Source organism: Oscillospiraceae bacterium, from assembly GCA_015067255.1.
Taxonomy (GTDB): Bacteria; Bacillota; Clostridia; order Oscillospirales; family SIG519; genus SIG519.
Genome location: SVMS01000013.1, coordinates 18,855 through 40,860, shown reverse-complemented (window position 1 = coordinate 40,860; position 22,006 = coordinate 18,855). Strand labels below are relative to the sequence as shown.

At 40.5% G+C, this 22,006-nt stretch carries 24 protein-coding genes and 5 tRNA genes; 5 read left to right on the top strand and 24 right to left on the bottom strand.

The annotated features are described in order from the left end of the window. The first annotated feature begins 5 nt into the window (after positions 1–5). Both E7480_04520 and E7480_04515 read left to right on the top strand, forming a co-directional pair. Positions 6–680 carry a zinc-ribbon domain-containing protein gene (locus E7480_04520; GenBank protein ID MBE6903851.1) on the top strand — a complete coding sequence of 225 codons (675 nt, stop codon included), beginning with the start codon at positions 6–8 and terminating at the stop codon, positions 678–680. A 20-nt stretch (positions 681–700) separates the two neighbouring features. Continuing rightward, positions 701–880 (top strand): hypothetical protein, encoded by a 180-nt coding sequence (locus E7480_04515; GenBank protein ID MBE6903850.1) that lies wholly within the window; start codon positions 701–703, stop codon positions 878–880. Between the two features lie 260 nt (positions 881–1,140). Here the strand turns inward: E7480_04515 and E7480_04510 are convergent, their stop codons facing one another. Both E7480_04510 and E7480_04505 read right to left on the bottom strand, forming a co-directional pair. Next, positions 1,141–1,695: a zinc ribbon domain-containing protein gene (locus tag E7480_04510; GenBank protein MBE6903849.1), complete on the bottom strand. Its 555-nt coding sequence runs from the start codon at positions 1,693–1,695 to the stop codon at positions 1,141–1,143. Positions 1,696–1,712: 17 nt separating this feature from the next. Further along, positions 1,713–2,075: a zinc-ribbon domain-containing protein gene (locus E7480_04505; GenBank protein ID MBE6903848.1), complete on the bottom strand. Its 363-nt coding sequence runs from the start codon at positions 2,073–2,075 to the stop codon at positions 1,713–1,715. A gap of 158 nt (positions 2,076–2,233) precedes the next feature. On the opposite strand from E7480_04505, the gene E7480_04500 reads away from it, so the two are divergent. Next, the gene (locus E7480_04500; GenBank protein MBE6903847.1) at positions 2,234–2,440 is read left to right on the top strand and encodes a helix-turn-helix transcriptional regulator; all 207 of its coding nucleotides are present in this window, start codon (positions 2,234–2,236) and stop codon (positions 2,438–2,440) included. Positions 2,441–2,699: 259 nt separating this feature from the next. Here E7480_04500 and E7480_04495 read toward each other — a convergent pair. The 6 genes from E7480_04495 to E7480_04470 form a co-directional block, all read right to left on the bottom strand. Next, positions 2,700–2,773, bottom strand: a tRNA-Cys gene (locus E7480_04495). 49 nt (positions 2,774–2,822) lie between these two features. Further along, positions 2,823–2,898: transfer RNA gene (locus E7480_04490), tRNA-Gly, on the bottom strand. Positions 2,899–2,904: 6 nt separating this feature from the next. After that, positions 2,905–2,980, bottom strand: a tRNA-Phe gene (locus tag E7480_04485). Positions 2,981–3,046: 66 nt separating this feature from the next. Continuing rightward, positions 3,047–3,123: transfer RNA gene (locus tag E7480_04480), tRNA-Asp, on the bottom strand. A 35-nt stretch (positions 3,124–3,158) separates the two neighbouring features. After that, positions 3,159–3,234, bottom strand: a tRNA-Val gene (locus E7480_04475). A gap of 89 nt (positions 3,235–3,323) precedes the next feature. Beyond that, the gene (locus E7480_04470; GenBank protein ID MBE6903846.1) at positions 3,324–4,100 is read right to left on the bottom strand and encodes a DUF624 domain-containing protein; all 777 of its coding nucleotides are present in this window, start codon (positions 4,098–4,100) and stop codon (positions 3,324–3,326) included. Between the two features lie 332 nt (positions 4,101–4,432). Here E7480_04470 and E7480_04465 point away from each other — a divergent pair, with 332 nt between their 5' ends. Further along, positions 4,433–4,777, top strand: a complete 345-nt coding sequence (locus E7480_04465) for a hypothetical protein (GenBank protein ID MBE6903845.1) — start codon at positions 4,433–4,435, stop codon at positions 4,775–4,777. Here E7480_04465 and E7480_04460 read toward each other — a convergent pair. Continuing rightward, a complete protein-coding gene (locus E7480_04460; protein ID MBE6903844.1) occupies positions 4,774–6,639 on the bottom strand; it encodes a hypothetical protein in 1,866 nt (621 codons plus the stop codon). The genes E7480_04465 and E7480_04460 overlap by 4 nt on opposite strands. 96 nt (positions 6,640–6,735) lie before the next feature. Here E7480_04460 and E7480_04455 point away from each other — a divergent pair, with 96 nt between their 5' ends. Beyond that, positions 6,736–8,121 carry a hypothetical protein gene (locus tag E7480_04455; GenBank protein MBE6903843.1) on the top strand — a complete coding sequence of 462 codons (1,386 nt, stop codon included), beginning with the start codon at positions 6,736–6,738 and terminating at the stop codon, positions 8,119–8,121. Here the strand turns inward: E7480_04455 and E7480_04450 are convergent. The 15 genes from E7480_04450 to E7480_04380 all read right to left on the bottom strand — a co-directional run bounded on the left by E7480_04450 (position 8,118) and on the right by E7480_04380 (position 21,938). Beyond that, on the bottom strand, positions 8,118–8,423 hold the full coding sequence (locus E7480_04450) for a TIGR04076 family protein (protein MBE6903842.1): 306 nt from the start codon (positions 8,421–8,423) through the stop codon (positions 8,118–8,120). The genes E7480_04455 and E7480_04450 overlap by 4 nt on opposite strands. Positions 8,424–8,724: 301 nt before the next feature. Beyond that, entirely contained in the window at positions 8,725–9,984 is a 1,260-nt protein-coding gene (locus E7480_04445; GenBank protein ID MBE6903841.1) for a permease, read from the bottom strand. A 14-nt stretch (positions 9,985–9,998) separates the two neighbouring features. After that, positions 9,999–10,556 carry a Fe-S-containing hydro-lyase gene (locus E7480_04440; protein MBE6903840.1) on the bottom strand — a complete coding sequence of 186 codons (558 nt, stop codon included), beginning with the start codon at positions 10,554–10,556 and terminating at the stop codon, positions 9,999–10,001. 1 nt (position 10,557) lies between these two features. Continuing rightward, positions 10,558–11,400, bottom strand: a complete 843-nt coding sequence (locus E7480_04435) for a fumarate hydratase (GenBank protein MBE6903839.1) — start codon at positions 11,398–11,400, stop codon at positions 10,558–10,560. A 52-nt stretch (positions 11,401–11,452) separates the two neighbouring features. Then, the gene (locus E7480_04430; protein ID MBE6903838.1) at positions 11,453–12,127 is read right to left on the bottom strand and encodes a hypothetical protein; all 675 of its coding nucleotides are present in this window, start codon (positions 12,125–12,127) and stop codon (positions 11,453–11,455) included. 41 nt (positions 12,128–12,168) lie between these two features. Beyond that, positions 12,169–13,770, bottom strand: coding sequence for an FAD-dependent oxidoreductase (locus E7480_04425; GenBank protein ID MBE6903837.1), 1,602 nt, complete (start codon positions 13,768–13,770; stop codon positions 12,169–12,171). Positions 13,771–13,782: 12 nt separating this feature from the next. Continuing rightward, a complete protein-coding gene (locus E7480_04420; protein ID MBE6903836.1) occupies positions 13,783–14,457 on the bottom strand; it encodes a 4Fe-4S ferredoxin in 675 nt (224 codons plus the stop codon). Positions 14,458–14,478: 21 nt separating this feature from the next. Continuing rightward, positions 14,479–15,333, bottom strand: coding sequence for a hydrogenase (locus E7480_04415; GenBank protein MBE6903835.1), 855 nt, complete (start codon positions 15,331–15,333; stop codon positions 14,479–14,481). Position 15,334: 1 nt separating this feature from the next. Next, entirely contained in the window at positions 15,335–16,363 is a 1,029-nt protein-coding gene (locus E7480_04410; GenBank protein ID MBE6903834.1) for a 4Fe-4S ferredoxin, read from the bottom strand. 3 nt (positions 16,364–16,366) lie between these two features. Continuing rightward, positions 16,367–17,341, bottom strand: a complete 975-nt coding sequence (locus E7480_04405; protein MBE6903833.1) for a 4Fe-4S ferredoxin — start codon at positions 17,339–17,341, stop codon at positions 16,367–16,369. Next, positions 17,329–17,769 (bottom strand): hydrogenase iron-sulfur subunit, encoded by a 441-nt coding sequence (locus E7480_04400; protein MBE6903832.1) that lies wholly within the window; start codon positions 17,767–17,769, stop codon positions 17,329–17,331. Before E7480_04400 ends, E7480_04405 begins: the two co-directional genes overlap by 13 nt. Then, positions 17,760–19,748 carry a CoB--CoM heterodisulfide reductase iron-sulfur subunit A family protein gene (locus tag E7480_04395; protein ID MBE6903831.1) on the bottom strand — a complete coding sequence of 663 codons (1,989 nt, stop codon included), beginning with the start codon at positions 19,746–19,748 and terminating at the stop codon, positions 17,760–17,762. The genes E7480_04400 and E7480_04395 overlap by 10 nt, the downstream gene beginning before the upstream one ends. 5 nt (positions 19,749–19,753) lie before the next feature. Next, on the bottom strand, positions 19,754–20,143 hold the full coding sequence (locus E7480_04390; GenBank protein MBE6903830.1) for a 4Fe-4S dicluster domain-containing protein: 390 nt from the start codon (positions 20,141–20,143) through the stop codon (positions 19,754–19,756). Further along, entirely contained in the window at positions 20,140–20,949 is an 810-nt protein-coding gene (locus E7480_04385) for a disulfide reductase (GenBank protein ID MBE6903829.1), read from the bottom strand. Before E7480_04385 ends, E7480_04390 begins: the two co-directional genes overlap by 4 nt. Before the next feature lie 44 nt (positions 20,950–20,993). Then, on the bottom strand, positions 20,994–21,938 hold the full coding sequence (locus tag E7480_04380; protein MBE6903828.1) for an L-lactate dehydrogenase: 945 nt from the start codon (positions 21,936–21,938) through the stop codon (positions 20,994–20,996). Positions 21,939–22,006: the final 68 nt, after the last annotated feature.

The following is a 22,006-nucleotide window of genomic DNA, read 5'->3' as shown; positions in this document are numbered from 1 at the left end:
ATAAAATGTATTGTAAAAATTGCGGAAAGATCATAGATGACTCAGCAACATACTGTATCAACTGCGGAACAAAATTTGACAACAATATTAACGAAACTGATGACCGTTCAAGTTTTGGGTTTGCTATCTTGGGCTTTTTTATTCCAATTGTTGGTTTAATCCTCTTTCTCATATATGAAGGAAAGAAACCTAAACGAGCGAAGTCGGCAGGTAAAGGTGCTTTGGTTGGCTTTATAACCAAAATCGTTTTATCCATTATTCTTGTGATTCTGTATGTCGTTTTTGCTGCTACGCTTTTCACCAACATATCAAATGATATTGAATCCAATGTGCCTTCAATTGGTGATGTATTTAGAGAAGAAACGACAGATGAAATTTTAGAAAAATATGTTGATGTTTCTTTTGGAGAATTCAAAGTAATTAATAATGGGTACTTTTCCGAAACATCCCTTGATATTACAGTAAAAAACAAAGCTGAAAAACAATGCACCTATTACATAACAATTGAAGCAGTAGATGCAAATGGTGCAAGAATTGAAACAGATATGATTTACGCTGATAGATTGGGTGCTGGACAAGAGATATATTTGAAAGCCTTTGAATACGTAGATCAAGAAAAATTAAATCAATTCAAAAATGCAACCTTCAGAGTTTTAGAAATAAACAAATATAATTTTTAATTTTTCAAATGAGGTGCTATATGGGAAAACATTTTTTTGATTTCGAGGATGGCGATTTTGCTCATTCTATCTCCGACAATATGGCAATAGATTCTGACGGAGATTTATTGATGAGGATGGGAGATAATATGGCAATGGATATGGATTCAGGCGAATTGCATATTATATCCGGTTGGTCCAACGACGAAGATGAAGATTAAACCAACGGCGGCAAGGAAACTGTTTTCCATGCCGCCTTTTTATGATTGCAAAAGCAAAGGGGAGACAACTTCCTTACGAAGTGTCTCCCTTCGAAGTGCTTTTTGTTTTGGGTGTTTTGAACTTAGTGACACGAATGAAGTGTGCCTGAAAACCTGATTTTCTTAAAAATATAATTATAATATTCTTTCTGAAATCATTTTACAAATAGCATAATTGTAATTACTATTAGTGTTATTATTCTTTTCATTTTTTGTTCTCCTTAAAAATCAAAAATAGCATAAGGAATATCAAACCATATAAATAAAATTGCCAAAGCTATAAATATTGCATTAATAATAAATGCTGTTATTTTCTTTTGTGAAGATGTATTTTTATCAGATGCAATCAAAAGACTTACAATAATTGCGACAATAACGGGAATAGCTGTTAAAAATGGTTTTATATCACTGTCTATCCCAACTACCTTTCTATTATCAAGCAAATTATCCAACGAATAGTAAGTTTGCTGGGTAGCAAGTCTTATTACAAATGAAATTATTGCACCTATAACAGAAATAAAATATGAACCTTTTATTTTACCGCTTGACAAGTTGTTTGCATTAGAAACAATCTTAACAGCAGGTTGAAAATTTGTACCGACTGCTGTTCCGCATCTTCCGCAGAATTTATTTTCTTCTTTAATAACCTGTCCACACTTAATACAATATTTAACACTTTCGGTTAATTGCTCTGCAAGTTTTTCACCACAGCTTGAGCAAAAAGTTGCACCTTCACCAACAGTTGATTTACATTTTGGACATTCCATTTTTATCATTCCTTTCAATTTTTTGATTAAAGTGATATAAGCAATCCTACAAAAAATGCTGCTATACTCCAAATAATCATTTTTGTATCGATTTTTGATTTTCTTTTATAACTATAATAAATCAAATATCCATTCACCACCGTTATTAAAACCGATGTAACTATAAAACCAAAAAACCTAATAGCTATCATAGAAACAATGGCAATGATAGAAAGATATTTATTGATTTTTATCTCTCCAAATATATAAATAAAATTATTGATTTTTTCTATAAATTTATTATTTGTTGTTGACTTACCAAGTTCTTCGGCTACTCCAATAGAACTGCCACATTCCGTACAGAATAAACATTCATCTTCAAGCTGTTTACCACATTTACTGCAAATCATTTTTCCACCCCCTGTGTTCTAAAAACAAAACAGTATACACAACGATAATACCAATAATAAAATTTTCTTCATAATTAAAACCACCTTAAATTTAAGTATACCAAATTGGGATATTTTTATTATACCAATATGGGATAATAATGTCAAGAGGTGATTTTATGCGACTTAAAGAAATCAGAAAATCAAAAGGCATTTCTCAACTCAAATTGGCTATGGATTTAAACACAAATCAAAACACAATCAGTCGCTATGAAACCGGTGAACGAGAACCGGGAATAAACGAACTCATTAAAATCGCAGATTATTTTAATATATCTATCGACTATCTGTTAGGCAGAACAAACAACCCTAATATACAAAAATAAGCCGTGAAATTCACGGCTTATTATATCGGCAGTTAGTGCACAAGTAGAAGTGAAGTTTTGGCTTTGCCAAAGTGATGTTATGCTTCGCATAGTGAAGTGTTGCGGTTGCACCGCAAAGCGAAGTTAAGTGTGCCACCCATGCCCGCAGGCACTTCACTTGCCGCAGGCATACTTCACGCACCGAAGGTGTGCTTATCGTGCCGCAAGGCACACTTAGTTTCCAAAACAAAAAGCACTTCTTTCGAAGTGCTTTTTGTTTTGGAGGCACCACCCAGAATTGAACTGGGGATAAAGGTGTTGCAGACCTCTGCCTTACCGCTTGGCTATGGTGCCTTATTATAATTCAAAAGACGCTAATTAATAAGCGTCTTTTTTAAACTTCTGGAGCGGATTACGAGGCTCGAACTCGCTACCTCCACCTTGGCAAGGTGGCGCTCTACCAGATGAGCTAAATCCGCATATTTTGGTGCCTCCGGACGGAATCGAACCATCGACACGGGGATTTTCAGTCCCCTGCTCTACCGACTGAGCTACAGAGGCATGTGGAGACTGAAACCTTTTGTTTCGTCCCGGATATATAAAAATCCGTAAAGGATTATTAACAAGTGGCGACTCCGAAGGGACTCGAACCCTCGACCTCCGCCGTGACAGGGCGGCGTTCTAACCAACTGAACTACGAAGCCACATGGTATCTTTACGAAATACCCGTAAAGATACGTGGTGGGAGTTACAGGGCTCGAACCTGTGACCCCCTGCTTGTAAGGCAGGTGCTCTCCCAGCTGAGCTAAACTCCCATCTTTCCGTTGTTCCCAACGGCTAATATATAATACTATAAACTTTTCGTTTTGTCAATACTTTTTTTGAAATTTTTTCAGACTTTTTTTTATTCGTCATTGTTGCCAATTTTTCGTTCGTCATCGAAGATTGCTTCATCATCTTCAACATCTTTTTTCTCTTCCTGAGCTAATATAGGGTCTATCATAAGCTTTTTAATTAAAGGATATACTGTGAAATTGATAATAAATCCCATTGTTCCTGCCAAAACAAAGAAAACCACAAATATAGACAAGGGGAAGAATAAGAAGATAGCCAAGCCTAAAATTGCCAAGATAATTGTGATTAATATATTTCTCCAAAGGCCTACTATTGCGAAAATGAAAGAGTTTTTATACAGCTGACGGAAGGTTACATTAAAGGTTACCAATAAAACATAGATATAATAGTGCATAAAGGTATATATAATTGAAACCATCAACAGCAGTCCCAGCGCAATTGTTTTCAACATTCCGGGCAAAGCCACATCAGGAGATGTATAAAAAGAGAAAGCGACAAAGCCTAAAATAAAAGCGACAATATCTATAAGAAAGACAACTGTTGCCATTTTCCAGTTCTTTTTAGCTGTGTCTATATAATCGCTCCACAAAAAAGCGTGCTCTTCTCTTGCGTAATTACGAAGCACATAGGTAAAGCCTGCGGTAGCAGCACCGATAGTAACAATCGGGATACAGGACACCACATAAAGCATACTTAAAATACATATTTTCCAGAACTTTCTGAAGTATACATCAAAGAAAAGGAAAAAACGGTGTTTTTGAGGTTCGTTTTTAGAAACACCGGGGCCTTCCTTACTATAATCAAAAAGACCAAAAAAGCCAGCCATATTTTAAAACTCCCTTAGTTTTTATTATCTAATCAATTTTACCACATTAAATTACATTTTTCAATGCATATTTTTTGCACTTTATTGCACTTTGAGCCTTTTATTTTTACAGCAGGAGGAAGGCTTTCGCCAAAGTGTTTTAAAATTAAAGGTGCGACAGCTTTATTTTGCTATGAACAATGAAAAAAATCAAAAGAAGAAATGCCTTAAATGTCCCTTTGCAAACATTTCCAAGAAAAGAGCAGGGGTACATATTATGTGCATTGTGCCGGGCTGTATAAGACAGTACGACAAAAGCATACGACAAATCAGGGAGGGCAGACAAATACACTATGTCATCAAAACAGATAGCTCAGAAAATTAACAGATACATCACAAATCTTTTTCAAGCAGAAGACGACGTTCCCACCCTTGCAGGACTTGCTGTTTATCTTGAGGTTTCAAAGCAAACGCTTGAGCTTTGGGAGAAGGGCGACGACGAAATTCTTAAAAAAGCAGTTATCAAAGCTAAAAATCAGATAGAGCACTATTTCATTTCAAGAAGTGCGCTTAAGAAAATAAATTATTCAACTGCTCATTTTTATCTGAACAACGTTTTTTGTTATTCTAAAGAAGAGGAAAATGACGATTCGGGTGATTTATGTGTAAACATAACTATTGACGAGCCCGAAGCTTAATTCCACATATATTCGTTTGCGTATTTTTTGCCTGAAAACATATCGTATTCAAGTAATGCGTGCTTTTCAAAATACTCATACGCCTCTTCTGAGATATTATATGTTACATTACCGTTTTGGTCAATATACATATTTCTTGCAAAGCCTTTATAATACTGTGCCTGTTCATTGAGATAATTGTAATAGGTAGGACGTACTATATCAAGCTTATTAAAGACGTAGGGCAAAAGCTGATATGCGCTTATTCTTACATTGCTTTCCCTTGTGTCATCAAAATTATTCCAAGCCACAAAGGGAGTGGAAAACATTTTAAACAAGTTTTCGGCGCTTGCATCGTCGGGATTATAATAGCCTATTTCTATATACGGATTATATCCGCCGCCCAGCTTTGCTATATGGTCACCGAAGAAAATAATGACAGTAGGCTCATCAACATTTGAAAAATAGTCTATAAGTATTCCTAAAGCCTCGTCGGAATGGTTTATTCCTGTAGCAAGAGTTGTAAATTTAGCTAAGGTATCCTCCGTTGCTGTATCACTTGACAGCGTAAGCTGTTCATAAATTGAATATTCGTCAGGCTTATAGGAGGTATGGTTTTGCACCGAAACAGAAAAATTGAAAAATGGCTTATTATCAGCAGCTCTGTTTTCATACTCCTCTATTATGCGCTGTGTAAGCTCATAGTCGGAGATAAAGCCACGCTCTCTTTGAGCATTAAAGAAATTATCCGATGCCACAAATTCATCAAACCCAAAACGCTTATAAACATCGTTTCTGTTCCAGAAGCGTCTGCCAAAGGTGTGTATTGCAACGGTGTTATAGCCTTTTGAGGATAAAAATGAGGGTATGGAATCTGTTTTTCCCAACACAAACTGCTGATAAGGAGTACAGCCTGCGGGCAGATGCGCAAGAGAATAGCCTGTAAGCACTTCAAATTCGCTGTTAGATGTTCCACCGCCAAATTCAGAAACTAACAGATATCCGCTTAAATAGTTTTCTCTGACATAATCAACAGTCGGCATAAGGGGACGCTCAAAGGATAAATTTTCAGCTCTGTTAAGGTCGGTAAAGGCTTCCGACATTATAACTATAACATTGGGTGTTTTTTGAGCTTGAGTGTCAGATTTCTCGGTATTATCAATAATTCCCTGTATAGAGTCTTTTGAATAGCCCTCAGGCTTTTCTACTGAAATATATTTAAAATTCATTATAAATGATGGGATAAGCCCCGCTCTTCTATAGCCTTTTGCCTGGTCCCATTGATTTATTGAAATGCCGTTATAGCTCATAAAGGCGGTATTGAAAAATGAAAAGTATCCGCCTACCATAACAACAGCTACAAGCACTATTGCACCTATAAGCCTGTTTCTTTTTCTTTTAAAGCCTGTTTTAATTTTAAAGAAAAAGCGCATAAAGAATACAAAGCATATTCTCCAGGCTATAATTATAATTCCTATAACCGTTGACAAGGTAAGACTTAAAGAAATTTCGGGAAGAATATTGGCTGCATCGCTTACAACAAAAATATCCCAAGGAAATACAGGGTCGCTTCTGTAATCAAGCTTATAGTAATTTATAAGTGAGAAAACAGGATAAAAGATACAGTTAAAGATAACCCCTATTTCCACAATATTTGTAATATAAGTAATTAAAAGTCCTGTTGAAAAAATAACAAGGGTGGAAAGCAAATACTGAAAAGACCAATAGAAAATAAACTCAAATACAGAGGCTATATCATTTCTTGAAATAAACTCTACCACAAAGGTAAGCATTAAAGAAGAAACAAAAAGCACCAGAACAGTATATATCTGAGTTATATTTTTCTTTATGAAATTCAATATTTTCTCTGATATTTTTCCCATTATACAAATTCCTTTAAAATATAGATATAAATTAAATTTTATATTATTCGCAAATATAAGTCAAGAAAATTGCCGAAAAATTAACATAAATATAACATTTGGAAAAGAGGTGAATCAGTGTCCAAGCACAATATAAATTTTAAAGTAACAAAAAAGCAGGCTCTTTTTATATCCTGCAAATGCGACGAAGTCTTTTTTGGCGGCGCTGCGGGAGGCGGAAAATCCTATGCTCAGCTTATAGATGCTTTACAATTTGCTCTTACTTATCCCTCTTCAAAACAGCTTATTTTGCGCCGCACCTTTCCCGAGCTTGCCCGAAGCCTTATTGCTGAGAGCATCAAGCTTTTTCCACGACAGGCGGCAAAATTTTTAAAATCGGAGAAGAAATGGCTTTTTAAAAATAACTCCTGTATAGAATTCGGCTACTGCGACAGTGAAACTGACGTTAATAAATATCAGTCTGCCGAATATGACGTTATAAGATTTGATGAGGTAACCCATTTCACGCAGTATCAGTACACATATCTGCTGTCCCGTATCAGAGGCACCTGTCCCTGTCCCAAGCAGGTTAAGGCTACGGGAAACCCCGGCGGAGTGGGACACGGCTTTATAAAGGAGCGATTTATCGACGGTGCAATTTTTAATAAGCCTGTATATAAAAAGGACGGCAGAAGCTATATCTTCATTCCGTCCAGCGTGCGTGATAATCATTTTCTTTTAAAGGCTGACCCCGATTACATAAAACGTCTTGAACAGCTTCCCGAGCACGACAGACGACAACTTCTTGACGGAGATTGGGATGCTTTCGAAGGCCGTTATTTCAATGAATTTTCTCGACAGATACACGTTATAAAGCCCTTTGAAATACCTAATTATTGGGAACGCTTCATAAGTCTTGACTACGGACTTGATATGGCAGCGGCTCTGTGGTGGGCAGTTGATGAACAGGGACGAGCCTATATTTACAGAGAGCTTTATAAGCCAAATCTAAATTTATCTGCCGCAGCCTCAGAAATATTAAAAAGATGTCCACCAAACGAAAAGATTTCTTATATCGTAGCCTCTCCTGACCTTTGGAACAGACGGCAGGAAACGGGATATTCAGGCTTTCAGATAATGACAGAGGCAGGGCTTGACAGACTCATAAAGGCAGACGATTCACGAATTTCAGGTTGGCGTGCCCTTAGGGAATGGCTTATTCCTTTTGAAGACGAGCAAGGAATAAAAAGGGCAAGGCTTTCTTTCTTTGAAGGCTGCTGCCCCAATGTTATAAGAAGCCTTCCCCTGCTTATGCACAATCAAATCAATCCCGAGGACTGCGCCAATTCTCCCCACGAGATAACTCACGCTCCCGACTCTTTGAGATACGGAATAATGTCCCGACCTCAGAAGAGCGTACAAATAATAAAAAAGCCTGACCCCTTTGGGTTATACCGTTCAACACAAAATGAGCCTGATATTTCTTCCTTTATAAAATTCTAATCTTCCATTGTTTCTAAAAGAAAGGAAACGGGACGGAAACCGTCATTACAGGAAATCATAGCTGATTTTTTGTTTTTCATCCAACCGTCATAGAAATCCTCTGCCCCATAAGAAAGCGCCATTACAAAAGAGGACATACTTTCCCAGGCACTGTCGCACATACCCTGGGGCTTTTCAAAAGCCCTTGCGATAAATACCATACCCTCTTTCATATTGCAAGCGTGTTTTATAGGGTTTTCATATTTTTCTATTAAATCGTCATATCTTGCTGTTTTCATAACAGTAATCTTTACACTTTTCATTCTATCACCTCAAAAGGGGATGTAAAAAAAGCGCTGATCGCATAAAACAAGCAAATAAAAAAACTATATACTATCACTTTATTAAAGAAAGAGTAAAAATTGATAGAAAAATATTTTTTTGATAGTTTCTTTTATTAAATATATGTTTTATGTTATCTGCCAATTTCGCCCTCGGAGTACTTCTGTACGCCGTCGGGTAACCACCGACAAAAAAATTTGTCGGTGCGAAATTGACAAATTCTGCACATTTTTTCCTATCCCCTTAAAAATCGGACAGTTATTTTCAACTGTCCGATTTCAATTAGAATATTATAATTAAGAACTGAGAAACCAAAACAACCGCAATCAATGCTATAGGATAGGTTGAAGCGTAAGCCGCAGCCACGTTATCCGTTTTTGCAACGGAAATAAGTGTACCTAAAGCAGGGGTACTTGTCATGCCGCCTGTAAGAGAGCCTAAGTTGTTGAGCAGCTCGAGCTTTAATACATACTTTGCAAAGAGGTAACCGATAATCATGGGGAATATTGTCATTATAATACCGTATACAAAGTACATAACGTCAAAGTTCTGAACAAACTCTGCACCGCCGGGGATACCTGCACCTACAAGGAAGAATACAAGACCTAATTCTCTGAATAGCTTAAGTGTTACATCCTTGGGCATAATGCTGACTTTACCTATTCTTCCGAAGTGTCCTAAGATAAGACTTACAAGTAAGCATCCGCCTGTAGTTGTAAGTGAGAAGCAAGTGCCGCTGAAGCCTGCAGAGGTTAAGGGGATTTTAATCTGACCTACAAATGTACCCAAAATTGCCGCTAAAGAAAATGCCGCAATACCCATATGGTCAATTTCGAAAAGCTTTGTAACTATATTTTTCTTTTCTTCATCGTCTTTAACTGTAATCTTTGCAACCTCTTCTTCCATATTAGCCTTTGTAAGCTTAGGAATAAGCTGAACAAAAAGAACAACACCGATTACACCGAATATGTACGCAATACCGTGTCCTACCGATACCAAGCCCTGAAGCTCGGGAGCTACGGTTGCCTTAGCAGCTGAAAAAGCAGGAGTTGAAGTTAAAGAGCCTGAAAGCAAGCCTACAATCATAGCTACAAAACCGTCCTGCTCGGTGATGCTGCCGCCGTAACCTATAACCTCACCAAGACCGATGCAGCCTGCTGCCGAAAGTCCGCCGGCAATAATAATAACTAAGCCAAGTAAAACATATGACTTAAAGTTCTTTTTAAAGTTTCCAAAGAATTTAGGGCCTGCAATAAAGCCTACTGAGGTTACGAACAGTACAAGACCTAAGCTCTCAACTATGGAAAGACCGTTTGAAAAATCGTACGGCTTTGATGAAGCGCTGAAAATCAATCCGCTTTCATTCATTTTAAAGAACAATGCGCCTGCGAGCAAAGCGATAATAAATACGCCTGCATCTCCTAAGGAAACGCCTTTAATTGTAATTCTGCCCAAAGCGTAGCCAACTGCCAATACCGCAAACACAACAAGCAACAATGTTGAAATGTTACTGATAGTAATTAATCCACCAAATAAAGTCATTTTTACAAACCCTCTTACTTATGTTGTTCTAAATATGCTTTTCTGCCGCTTTCGTAAAGATTGTTGCCCTCGCTGTCAATAATAACAACAACGGGAAGGTCTTCAACATACAGCTTTCTCAAAGCCTCTGCTCCCAAATCCTCAAAAGCAATAAGCTCTGCCTTCTTTATACACTTTGCAAGCAATGCGCCTGCGCCGCCTATAGCGCCGAAGTATACACCGCTGTATTTTTTCATAGCCTCAACAACCTCAGGAAGACGGGCGCCCTTGCCTATCATTCCTCTTGCACCTACCGACATCATAGTAGGAGCGTATGCATCCATACGTCCGCTGGTGGTAGGACCTGCTGAGCCGATAACTGTTCCGGGCTTTGCAGGGGTAGGACCTACATAATAAATGGTAGCATCCTTAGGGTCAAAGGGAAGCTCTTCTCCTCTGGCGAGAGCCTCGCACATTCTTTTATGTCCTGCGTCACGGGAGGTATAAATGGTTCCTGTAAGCAACAATTCATCTCCTGCGTGTAGGGTTCTTGCCAACTCCTCAGTAAGAGGTAAATTAATCTTTTTTGCCATTTTAAATCACCTCTGTCTTATGACGGGTTACATGGCAGTTAATGTTAATTGCGCACGGCATTCCCGCAATATGTGTAGGCATAGTTTCAATATTTAAGCCTATAGCGGTAGTTTTTCCGCCGAAGCCTTGAGGACCTATGCCAAGCTCGTTTATTTTTTCAAGCATTTCCTTTTCCAAATCCGCATAGAAGGGATCTTCATTTGAAGAATCCAAGGGACGCATAAGCGCTTTTTTAGCAAGAAGCGCGGCTTTGTCAAAGGTACCGCCTATGCCCACGCCTACAACCATGGGAGGACAGGGGTTAGGACCAGCTGTTTCAACAGCCTCTATAATAAAGTCTTTAATGCCCTGAAGTCCTGCTGAAGGCTTGAACATACGGATTTGGCTCATATTTTCACTTCCGAAGCCTTTGGGACCTACGGTGATTTTAACGTTTTCGCCGGGTACAATCTCAGTATAAATCATAGCAGGAGTATTGTCCCCTGTGTTTCCTCTGCGTACAGGGTCTTTAACTACGGACTTTCTCAAATAGCCCTTGTCATAGCCTCTGCGTACACCTTCGTTTACAGCATCGGTAAGGTTGCCGCCTACGAGATGAACGTCCTGTCCTATCTCAAGGAAAACGCAAGCCATTCCTGTATCCTGACAGATGGGAACACATTCATTATCTGCAATTTCGTAATTTTCTATGATGTTATCAAGTACACCCTGAGCGATTTTTCCGTCCTCGCAGGCACGGCAATTTTTAATTGCGCACTTGACGTCGGAGGGCAGATGACAGTTTGCATCTATGCAAAGTCTCTCGATAACATCAGTAAGCTGACTTACATCAATTTCACGCATTTTATTACTCCTTTGTAAAATGTAAGTTTTTATTGTGATAACAACAAGGTTATCATTGATTGTTTAAAACAAACACCGTATCTTTAGGCAAAATCTGATTTAAAAGTTCGTTCTCGCAATGAGTGATTTTAAGCTGTTTTTCACTGAGCATAGTGATATTTATTTCTATTTTAAACTCTCTTTCCGGTCTTAATAGAATTTCGGTTGAAGTCAGTCTATAATAGTAATTAAAACTTTTTCTTTGGGAAAACTTGTAATATTTACCGTTATGGAAAGAGGTGTTATTTGTTTCATTGGTAGTTACATATTCCACTACAGAAATATAGCACTTTTCTCCCTTTGAAAAACCTACCTCTACAATATACATCTTGTCCCCTTTAAATATCCGCTTTTCGTCATCCAGCATTCTATACATATTCCGGTCTTCGGGCTTCAGAAAAGACTCTAAAGGATTTACCCCTTCAAAAACCTCCGAGCTGACATCCGATGAGCTTGACTCCGATACAAAAGAATTCTTGTTTTCAGAGCTTGAAGCCTCAGAGGATATTTCAGAGCTTATAATCTCTGAGGATATCCCGCTGTCGCTGTTTTCTGTACTGCTTATATCGGTTTTATCCATATTGCTTATATCACTTACGCAAGAAGAGCTTTCGGCAGGTCTGTTTTTACAGCCTGCAAAGCATACTAACAAAATAACTACTAAAAGAACAGCTAAAATTTTTCTCATTTTTTTACCGCCTTTCATTTTGGTTGAGTGTATTGCCGAATTTATCTCTCGTGACGTGCGTATTTGGGTAAAAGCAAGGGTGAAACGTCGTCAGCCTCAACGCCTGCTTTCTTAAGCTCCTCAGCGTAAGCCTCGATGTGAGATAGTGTCATATTACCTAACTGAACATCCTTAGCTCTTGCCGCTGCAGCCTTACCAGCATTACGTCCGAATACGATAATATCAAGAAGTGAATTACCCATAAGACGATTTCTTCCGTGTATTCCGCCGACAGCCTCGCCTGCAACGAGTAGGTTGCTGATAGTCTTTGTAAAACCGTCTCCGCCGATTTCAAGACCGCCGTTCTGATAGTGGAGAGTAGGATAAATAAGAATAGGAAGCTTACGCATATCTATTCCGTAGTTCATATACATACGCATCATAGCAGGAATACGCTTTTCAATGGTGCCTTCGCCGCCGATAAGCTCAATCATAGGAGTATCGAGCCATACACCGCTGCCCAAAGGAGTTGTAACACCCTTGTTGCGCTCTGTACATTCACGGATAATGGAAGCCGCAGAAACGTCACGGGTCTCTAAGGGATGCATAAATGCTTCACCGTCAACGTTTACAAGCATAGCGCCCAAGGAACGTACCTTCTCTGTAACAAGCGCGCCGAATATCTGTGAAGGGAAAGCAACGCCTGTGGGATGATACTGAATTGTATCCTGATAAAGAAGAGGAGCGCCTGCACGGTAGCCTAAAACAAGGCCGTCAGCTGTTGCGCCGTAATGGTTTGATGTGGGGAAGCCCTGATAGTGAAGTCTTCCTGCGCCGCCTGTTGCAATAATAACTGTCTTAGCACGTGCAACGAGCAGGTCCTCTGTTTCCATATTCATAAGAACTGCGCCTGCAACCTGACCCTTTTCGTCCTTTATAAGCTCTATTGCAGAGGTGAAATCAACAACGGGAATCTGACGGTTGATAACCTCATCTCTCAAGGTACGCATAATTTCTGCGCCGGAATAGTCCTTACAAGCGTGCATTCTCTTTCTTGAGGTACCGCCGCCGTGGGTTGTAACCATTCTTCCGTCTGCGTCCTTGTCAAACATAACGCCTAATTTATTAAGCCATTGAATAGCATCGGGAGCTTCCATAACAAGACGGCGTAAAAGCTCAGGTCTTGCCGCAAAGTGACCGCCGCCGAAAGCGTCAAGATAGTGCTGTACGGGAGAGTCATTTTCCTTATCTGCCGCCTGAATACCGCCCTCTGCCATCATTGTATTGGCATCACCTATACGAAGCTTTGTTACAATCATAACGTTTGCGCCTGCTTCGTGAGCTTCAATAGCCGCAGAAGAGCCTGCGCCGCCGCCGCCGATAACCAAAACGTCTACATCATAATCTACCTTGCTTAAATCTACATCCTTATTCAAAAGACGGCTGTTGGAATGAATAAGATGGGTTAACTCAGCGGGAGCCTTCTGTCCTTTGTTAAGACCTATTTTAATTTCTGCAAAACCGTCTTCACGGTAGTCGGGGTGAAAAGCTTTAAGAAGGGTAGACTTTTCCTCTGCAGTCATACGTCTTGGCTCTGTAGCCATACGTGCAGCTCTTGTAGCCTCAACCTTTTCAACGGATTTCATCATTTCAGCTGTAAACATAATATACCCTCCTTATTTCTCTATTTCTCTTGTGTTGTAAAGTTCTTGCATCTCTGTAATGGGCTTTTGCATAATCTGCTCGATAAGCTCATCAAAAGCGCCGCTGTTAATTTCTTCAACACGGTTTTTAAGATGCTCTGTTTCAGGAGCAATATATTTTCCTGTCAAACGTCTTGCAAGAAGACCAACCATAGGATGAGAAATACCTGCAGGACATCTTACTGAACAGCAGCCGCAGCTTACACAGTCAAAGGACTCCTCAGCACATTTTTCAAATTCGCCTCTCTGAGCGTATGCTATGTACTGCATAACGTTCAAGTCCTGAGTACAAGCCTTTGTGCAGGCATTACAGCCTATACAGCTGTATATTTCAGGATAAAGCTCCATCATAATCTGCTGATTGGGTGTAATTTCGTTTATGTCATAGGTACGCTTATCTGTGGGGAAGAAGGGAATACTTGCTACGTACATACCCTCCTGAACCTGTGTCTGACAAGCAAGACAGGTTTTAAGCTCGTTATCGCCTTTTATTCTGTAAATAGTAGCGCAGGCACCGCAAAAGCCGTGACGGCAGCCGCAACCTCTTTTGAGGGTATAGCCGGCATATTCCATAGCTGTCATAATTGTAAGGTCTGCCGGAACGCTGTATCTTTTACCGAAAAAATATACATTTACCATATTTTCCATTATAAAATACCCTTTCCTTTATTAATACTCATTGGGGAGCTCATCTATTTCGTCAAAACGGAACACGGGACCGTCCTTGCAAACGTATTTTGAACCGATGTTGCAACGTCCGCATTTTCCTACTCCGCATTTCATTCTTAACTCAAGAGTGGTGTAAACCTGCTCTTTTGTAAAGCCCATTTCCTGAAGTGCCGCAAGCACAAATTTAATCATTATAGGAGGTCCGCAAACAAGGGCTGTTTTATCAGCCGCTATTTCAAGCTCCTTAAGATAAGCGGGAACAAAGCCAACGTGACCGTCCCAACCCTCTTGCTCACGGTCGATGGTCAGATAAACGTTTACGCCCTCAGTCTTCATCCAGACCTCTTGAATTTCCTTTAGCTGAACTAAATCATCAGCGGAACGTGAGCCGTAAATGATATCTACTGTGCCGTAATTCTGACGGTTATCAATTACATAGTTTATAACAGAACGAAGAGGTGCAAGACCGATACCGCCTGCAACAAAAAGCAAATTCTTGCCTTTTAATTCTGTTTCAACGGGGAAATTATTTCCGTAAGGTCCTCTTACGGTAATTTCGTCGCCTACCTCAAGGCTGTGAAGCTGTTCGGTAAGCATACCGCATTTTTTAATGCTGAATTCCTGATATTCCTTATTTGTGGGAGATGAGGTTATGGAGAACATACCCTCACTCACTCCGGGAATACATAGCATAGCGCACTGACCGGGCATATGCTCAAAAAGCTTTCCGCCCTCGGGCGCATTTACTCTGAAGGTTTTAACATCGGGAGTTTCCTCTCTGATGTCTGTAATTACTCCCACCATTGGAATAAGTGTATCTAAATTATAATTCTTATGGCAATCACAATCACACATCTTATTTGCCTCCCTCTTTTGAAAATGCTTTTATAACCTTTACTATATTTAACGCAGAAGGACATTTGTCCACACAACGTCCGCAGCCTACGCAGGAATACATTCCGTCATTATTTGCAGGGAAATATACAAGCTTGTGCATAAATCTCTGACGGAAGCGCTGCATCTGGCTTGTACGGTTGTTACCGTGCGCCATCATTGTAAAATCGGAATACATACAGGAATCCCAACAACGATAGCGGTGTACTCCGTTGCCTGTGTTGTAGTCCTTTATGTCATAGCATTGACAGGTGGGACATACAAAGGTACAGGTACCGCAAGCAAGACAAGGCTTGTAAAGCTCTTCCCAAAGGGGAGAGTCAAACTTTTCACTGAGAACGTCCCCGTTCCAGCCCTCAAGAGAAAGCTTGGAATAAGGAAGCTTTTCAACAATTGCTCTGATTTGCGCCTTTTTGTCTTCAACCTTTTTATCGTCAGTATCAGTAAGAAGGCTTTCAACAGATGCTGTAAGAGCTTCGCCCTTCTCTGTAAGCGCTTTCCAATAAAGGCTTTCGCTGTCAAGCCATACTGCAACATCGGCAAGAGGCTCTGCACAGTCAACACCGAAAACATTACAGAAGCAAGACTCCTCAGGCTCGTTACAAGCAAGAGCAACTATTATTCCGTGCTCACGTCTTGCCGCATAGAAGCTGTCAACAGGCTCGCTTAAGAATACTCTGTCCAAAACCTCTATTCCCTTAACGTCACAGCCCTTCATTCCGAAAACAACAAAGTCCTCGTTTACAAGCTCCTCGGGAGTTATGGAAAGCTTTCCGTCCTTACGGTCGCAGGTGTACAGGTTCTCACTTTGAGGAAAGAAAACATCTTTAGGAGATTTTACTGTTTTTAATGTGTCCAAATCAAATTCCGCATCCGCTGTATAAGGGGCAAAATTAACTTGATTGCTTACCTTCACAGGAAGGTAAAGACCCTTTGTCTGAGCAATAAGGGAGAATAATTCGGGTAACTGATTTCTTGCTATTGTTTTCATAAATTATCCCCTCTCCTTCACTATGCTCGGCTCTACATCGTCAAAGGTGTAGTTTGTAAGGGGTGCCTGCGCCTCAATGTCAGCACCCGCCTGATACTCGCCGTAAAATTCGTTGATATCTTTTATAAATTTGCGGTTAAAGAGGTGAAGAGGTATTCCCTGAGGACATACACGGCTACACTCTCCGCAGTCGGTACATCTGCCCGCAACGTGAAATGCTCTTATAATGTGGAACATTTTCTCTTCAAAAGAGTCTGTATTAGCTTTTTGAGCAGAGTCAAACTTTGTGCTGTCAAACACACATTTGCGACAGCTGCAAGCAGGACATACGTTTCTGCAAGCGTTACAACGGATACATTTGCTGAGCTCTTTTCTGAAAAATTCAAATTTTTCTTCGGGGCTCATTTTTTCGATTTTTTCAATTTCTGTAAATCTTTCTGCATCCTTTGTGTCCTTTGACTCGCCTATAAGCTCGTCATATATAACGTGCTCCTTGCCCTTGCAAACGTGGCAACGCTCAAGCATAGCGTCTGCATAAGGGAAGGTTTTGTCGCCGTAAAGAGTTTTGATGCTTAAAGTATCGCACTCGTCAGACATCTCGGCGCCTGTAATTTCAAGTATACCCTTGATACCCGAAGCCTTGATTTTTTCAACATCAAGCTTACCCTTACAGCCTACGCCTACAATGTACGCCTTATCTCTGTCAATTCTGTGCTCCTTAAGAAGCTGATTAAAGCTGTAGGAGTCGCAGGGCTTAAGAAATACTAAGGTTTTGCCTTCAAGCTTTGAAGCTTCAATCATATATTTGCTTAAGTTAGCACCGCAAAAGCCGTTATAAACAAAATTCTTTAAGTCCTCCTCTGTTTCAAAGAAGGAAGGCTCGGGGTTAAAGGTAAAGTCGCCGGCTTTCCAGCCTAATACACGGACAACTGTACCGTCTGCAAGCAGTTCTTTGGCTCTGTTAACTAATTCTTGCATCTCAAATCCCCCAATCTAACGTTTTCACCTAATGAACGGATTTTGTCTACAAAATCATTCATAACGGTAGAGAATTTTACGCCCTCTGCCGCAGATACCCATTCAACACGGGTACGTCCGTTTTCAACGCCGATATAATCAAGCATTGAGAAAAGCAATGTCATACGGCGGCGTGCGTAGTAGTTACCTGTGCTGTAATGGCAGTCGCCGGGGTGACAGCCGCACATAATTACACCGTCTGCTCCTTTTTCAAAAGCACGCAGAATAAACATAGGGTTTACACGGCAGGAGCAGGGGACCTTAATGATTTTAACGTCTGCAGGATATGAAAGACGGCTGCTTCCCGCCAAGTCTGCGCCTGCATAGCTGCACCAGTTACAACAAAAGGCTACAATCTTTGGTCTGAATTCTTTATTTTCTATCGACATATTGCATCAACCTCCGCTATAATCTGTCTGTTAGAGAAGCCCTGAAGGTCCATACAACCTGAAGGACAAGCAACGGTACAAGCACCGCAGCCCTGACACAAAGCACCGTTTACTACTGCAATACGGCGTGTCTCTCTTATTCCGTGGTCATTTATTTGCTTGTCCTCATAGCTGATAGCGCCGTAAGGACAAACGTTTGCACAAGTTGAACATCCGTTACACAAAAGCTCGTCTGCCTTAGCAGTACAGGGGTTAGTGGTAAGCTTATCCTTAGAGAGTAAGCCGATAGCCTTAACTGCCGCCGCACCTGCCTGAGCAACTGTTTCGGGGATATCCTTAGGTCCTTGAGATACACCTGAAAGGAAAATACCTGCTGTAGGTGACTCAACGGGACGAAGCTTTGCGTGAGCTTCTGTTAAGAAATTGTCATTGTCAATACTTGCTGTAAGCATTGTAGCAATTTTTCTTACATCCTTGTTAGGCTCGATAGCGGCTGCAAGAACAACCATATCAGCCTCTTTAAGAATTTGCTTGTTGTCAAGAAGGTCAACACCCTGAACAAGAAGCTTGCCGTTGGGCTGAGGTAATACCTTACCAACCTGACCCTTTACATAATTTACGCCGTACTGCTCAACAGCTCTGCGGTAAAACTCGTCAAAGTTTTTACCGGGGGTACGCACGTCAATATAAAATACAGTAACATTTACATCGGGATATTTATCTCTTATAAGCATAGCGTGCTTTGCAGTATACATACAGCAGATTTTGGAGCAGTAGCCCTTTCCTCTGTTGTCTGAGCAACGGCTTCCCACGCACTGAATAAACACCATTTCCTTGGGGGCTTTTCCGTCAGAAAGACGTTCAAGATGTCCCTTTGTAGGTCCAGCCGCATTCATAATACGCTCAAGCTCTAAAGAGGTTATAACGTCTTTACTCTGGCTGTAAGCATATTCGTCATAGTTGTCAAGCTTAATTACGTCAAAGCCTGTTGCAACAACGATAGCGCCGTATTTCTGAGTAATGATTTCGTCCTTTTGCTCGTAGTCAATAGCGCCTGCCTGACAAACCTTAGCGCAAAGACCGCATTTTCCTGTTTTAAACTTGATACAGCTATCTGTATCAATTACGGGTACGTTAGGAATAGCCTGCGCAAAGGGAGTGAAGATAGCGCTTCTTGTATTAAGACCTCTGTTAAACTCGCTGGGAGCCTTCTTAGAGGGACATTTTTCCTGACATAATCCACAGCCTGTGCATTTGTCCATATCTACATATCTTGCTTTTTTGCGAATGTCAACAGTAAAATCACCGACAAAGCCGGAAACGTTTTCAACCTCGCTGTAAGTATAGATATTTATTTTTTCGTGAGCTGCGGCATCAACCATTTTAGGAGTAAGAATACAAGCTGAGCAGTCTAATGTGGGGAAGGTCTTGTCAAGCTGAGACATTCTTCCGCCGATGCTTGGCTCCTTCTCAACAATATCAACCTCAAAGCCTGCATCTGCAATATCAAGCGCTGTCTGAATACCGGCAATACCGCCGCCTATTACAAGCGCTCTTTTTGTAACACTGCTTTCTCCGGGATATAAGGGAGCGTTAAGATTTACCTTTGCAATAGCAGCTCTTGCCAAAATAACAGCCTTTTTGGTAGCTTCCTCCATATCCTTATGTATCCAGGAACAATGCTCACGGATATTGGCAATTTCAACCATATAAGGATTTATGCCCGCTTTCTGAGCCGCCTTTCTGAAGGTGGCTTCGTGCATACGGGGAGAACAGGAGCAAACAACAATACCTGTCAGATTTTTTTCCTTAACTGCTTCTGCTATTCTCGCCTGTCCTGCCTCTGAACACATATAGGGATAGTCTTCAGCGTGGACAACACCGGGCTCTAAAAGAGCCATTTCAGCAACTTTTTTAACGTCTACCGTTGCAGCAATATTAGTACCGCAGTGGCAGACAAATACACCTATTCTTTGCATCAGGCTTACCTCCTGTATTTTCTGAATGAGCTTACAAGCAACTGCTGAGGAAGCTCAGGATCGAGTAATTCGGGAACTTCATTGGGAGAAAGATAGGTTTCTCCTTTTTGACGGATAACTGTCTGTCTTGCCGCATCTATAAGCTTGCCGGGCTGAACGTCACGGGGACAGCGCTCAATACAAGCAAAGCAGGAAAGACATTTCCATAAGGATTTTGAATTTACAAGTGCCTCTATATCGTCATTTACTACATAGGAAACAAACTGATGAGGCTTAATATCCATCTCGTTGAAAGAGGGACAGGAAGCGGAGCATTTTCCGCATTTCATACATTTCAAAGGATTTACACCGCTGATTTGTTTAATAAGTTCAGCCTTGTTATTACCTGTACTCACAGCTTTGCTACCTCCTTTTCAGCCTCTTCTTTAACACCTAAAGCCTCTGCCAAAAGCTCTGTAAAATAATATACAGGGATTTTGCTGTCGGTGGTCTTGTTAAGATTATACATACACAAGGGACAAGCAGTGATAAGCATCTGCGCACCGAAGCCCTCAGCGCTTTCTGAAATCTTTTCACACATATTTTTGGACATTTGTTTTTCCTTTAAGGAAATGTAGCCGCCGCAGCACTCGTTACGGTAAGGATAAACAACAGGCTGTGCACCTAAAGCACGGATAAAATCTTCCATAATCTTAGGATTTTCGGGATTGTCAAAGCCTAAAACCTTTCCGGGACGTAAAAGCAGACAGCCGTAATAAGCGCCTATTTTCTTGTCTGTCAAAGGATTGACAACCTTTTGCTTTAATGTATCAAAGCCTACACGGTCACGCAAAACCTCAAGGAAATGCAAAACCGTTGTTTCCCCTGCATAAGGCTCATCAAGCTTCATATAGTTGTTTGCCTTTGTTCTGATGTCCTCGACATTTTTCATATCGTCATTAACACGCTTAATAACGTGATGACAAGCGGAGCAAAGAGTAACTAAATCTCTTCCCTTTTGCTTTGCATCATTAAGTGCACGAACAGAGGAAAGCTTTGTTGCGATTTCGTCAGTACCTAAGGGATAAACGCCGCCGCAGCACTGCCAATCTTCAATTTCCTCAAGCTCAAAGCCCAAAGCCTTTGCTGATACTCTTGCATAGGCATCAAGCTCTTTTGCTTTTGTTCTTAACGTACAACCGGGATAATAACTGTACTTCATAATAAAAACCGTATCCTTTCTTCAAGCCTGTAAGTGAACGGGCTTTATATTTCAATCTGCGCAATAACAGCCTTTAATGCGTCTGCGCTTGCATGTAGCTTTTTGAGTTCGTCTATTGTAATTTCCATATGTACCTTGCCCTTGGAACCCTCAGCGCCTACACGGGTAAGAGTACTCATACATACATCGTCAATTCCGTACTCACCGTGCATCATTGTAGAAACGGTAACAATAGAGTCAGAGGAGTCGCAAAGAACCTCACAAAGAGAGCAAACCGATGCAGATACTGCATAGAAGGTTGCGCCCTTCTTTTTTATAATCTCGCCGCCGGAGGTGCGTACATATGTATATATCTCTTCTTCATCAAGATAAGGAAGATTATCCTTTCTGTTGGCGATGTTGGAATATTCCTCTAATTTAACACCGGAAACGTAAGCTGTAGACCAGGGAATAAAGGATGTATCACCGTGCTCGCCGAAAACGTATGCGTGAATATTCTTTTGAGCAATTTTGAAATGCTCAGCAAGCTTACAGCGAAGTCTTGCGGTATCAAGAATTGTACCTGAACCGATAATCTGTTTTTCAGGTAAGCCCGAAATCTTTGTAAATACATATGTCATAATGTCAACAGGGTTGCTTACGATTACATAAAGCGCATCAGGACAAGCCTTTACAATCTTGGGAGTAATGTCCTTAAGAATATTAACATTTGTCTGACAAAGGTCAATTCTTGTCTGACCGGGCTTTCTTGCAATACCCGATGTAATAATAACAAAATCTGAGCCTGCAGCGTCCTCATAATCACCCGCAACAATTGAAACAGGATTTCCGAAGGCAGTTCCCTGCATAATATCCATAACTTCGCCTTCAACCTTTGTTTTGTTGATGTCAATCAATACGATTTCAGAGGCAATATCAGAAGATGAAAGAGTATATGCAATTGTTGAACCAACGCTTCCTGCTCCGATAATTGTAAATTTTTTACCCATAAAAGCCACCGTTTCCTTTCTTTTGCATACACTTATACGCATATGCTTTTGTCGCATTTCGGCGAGCG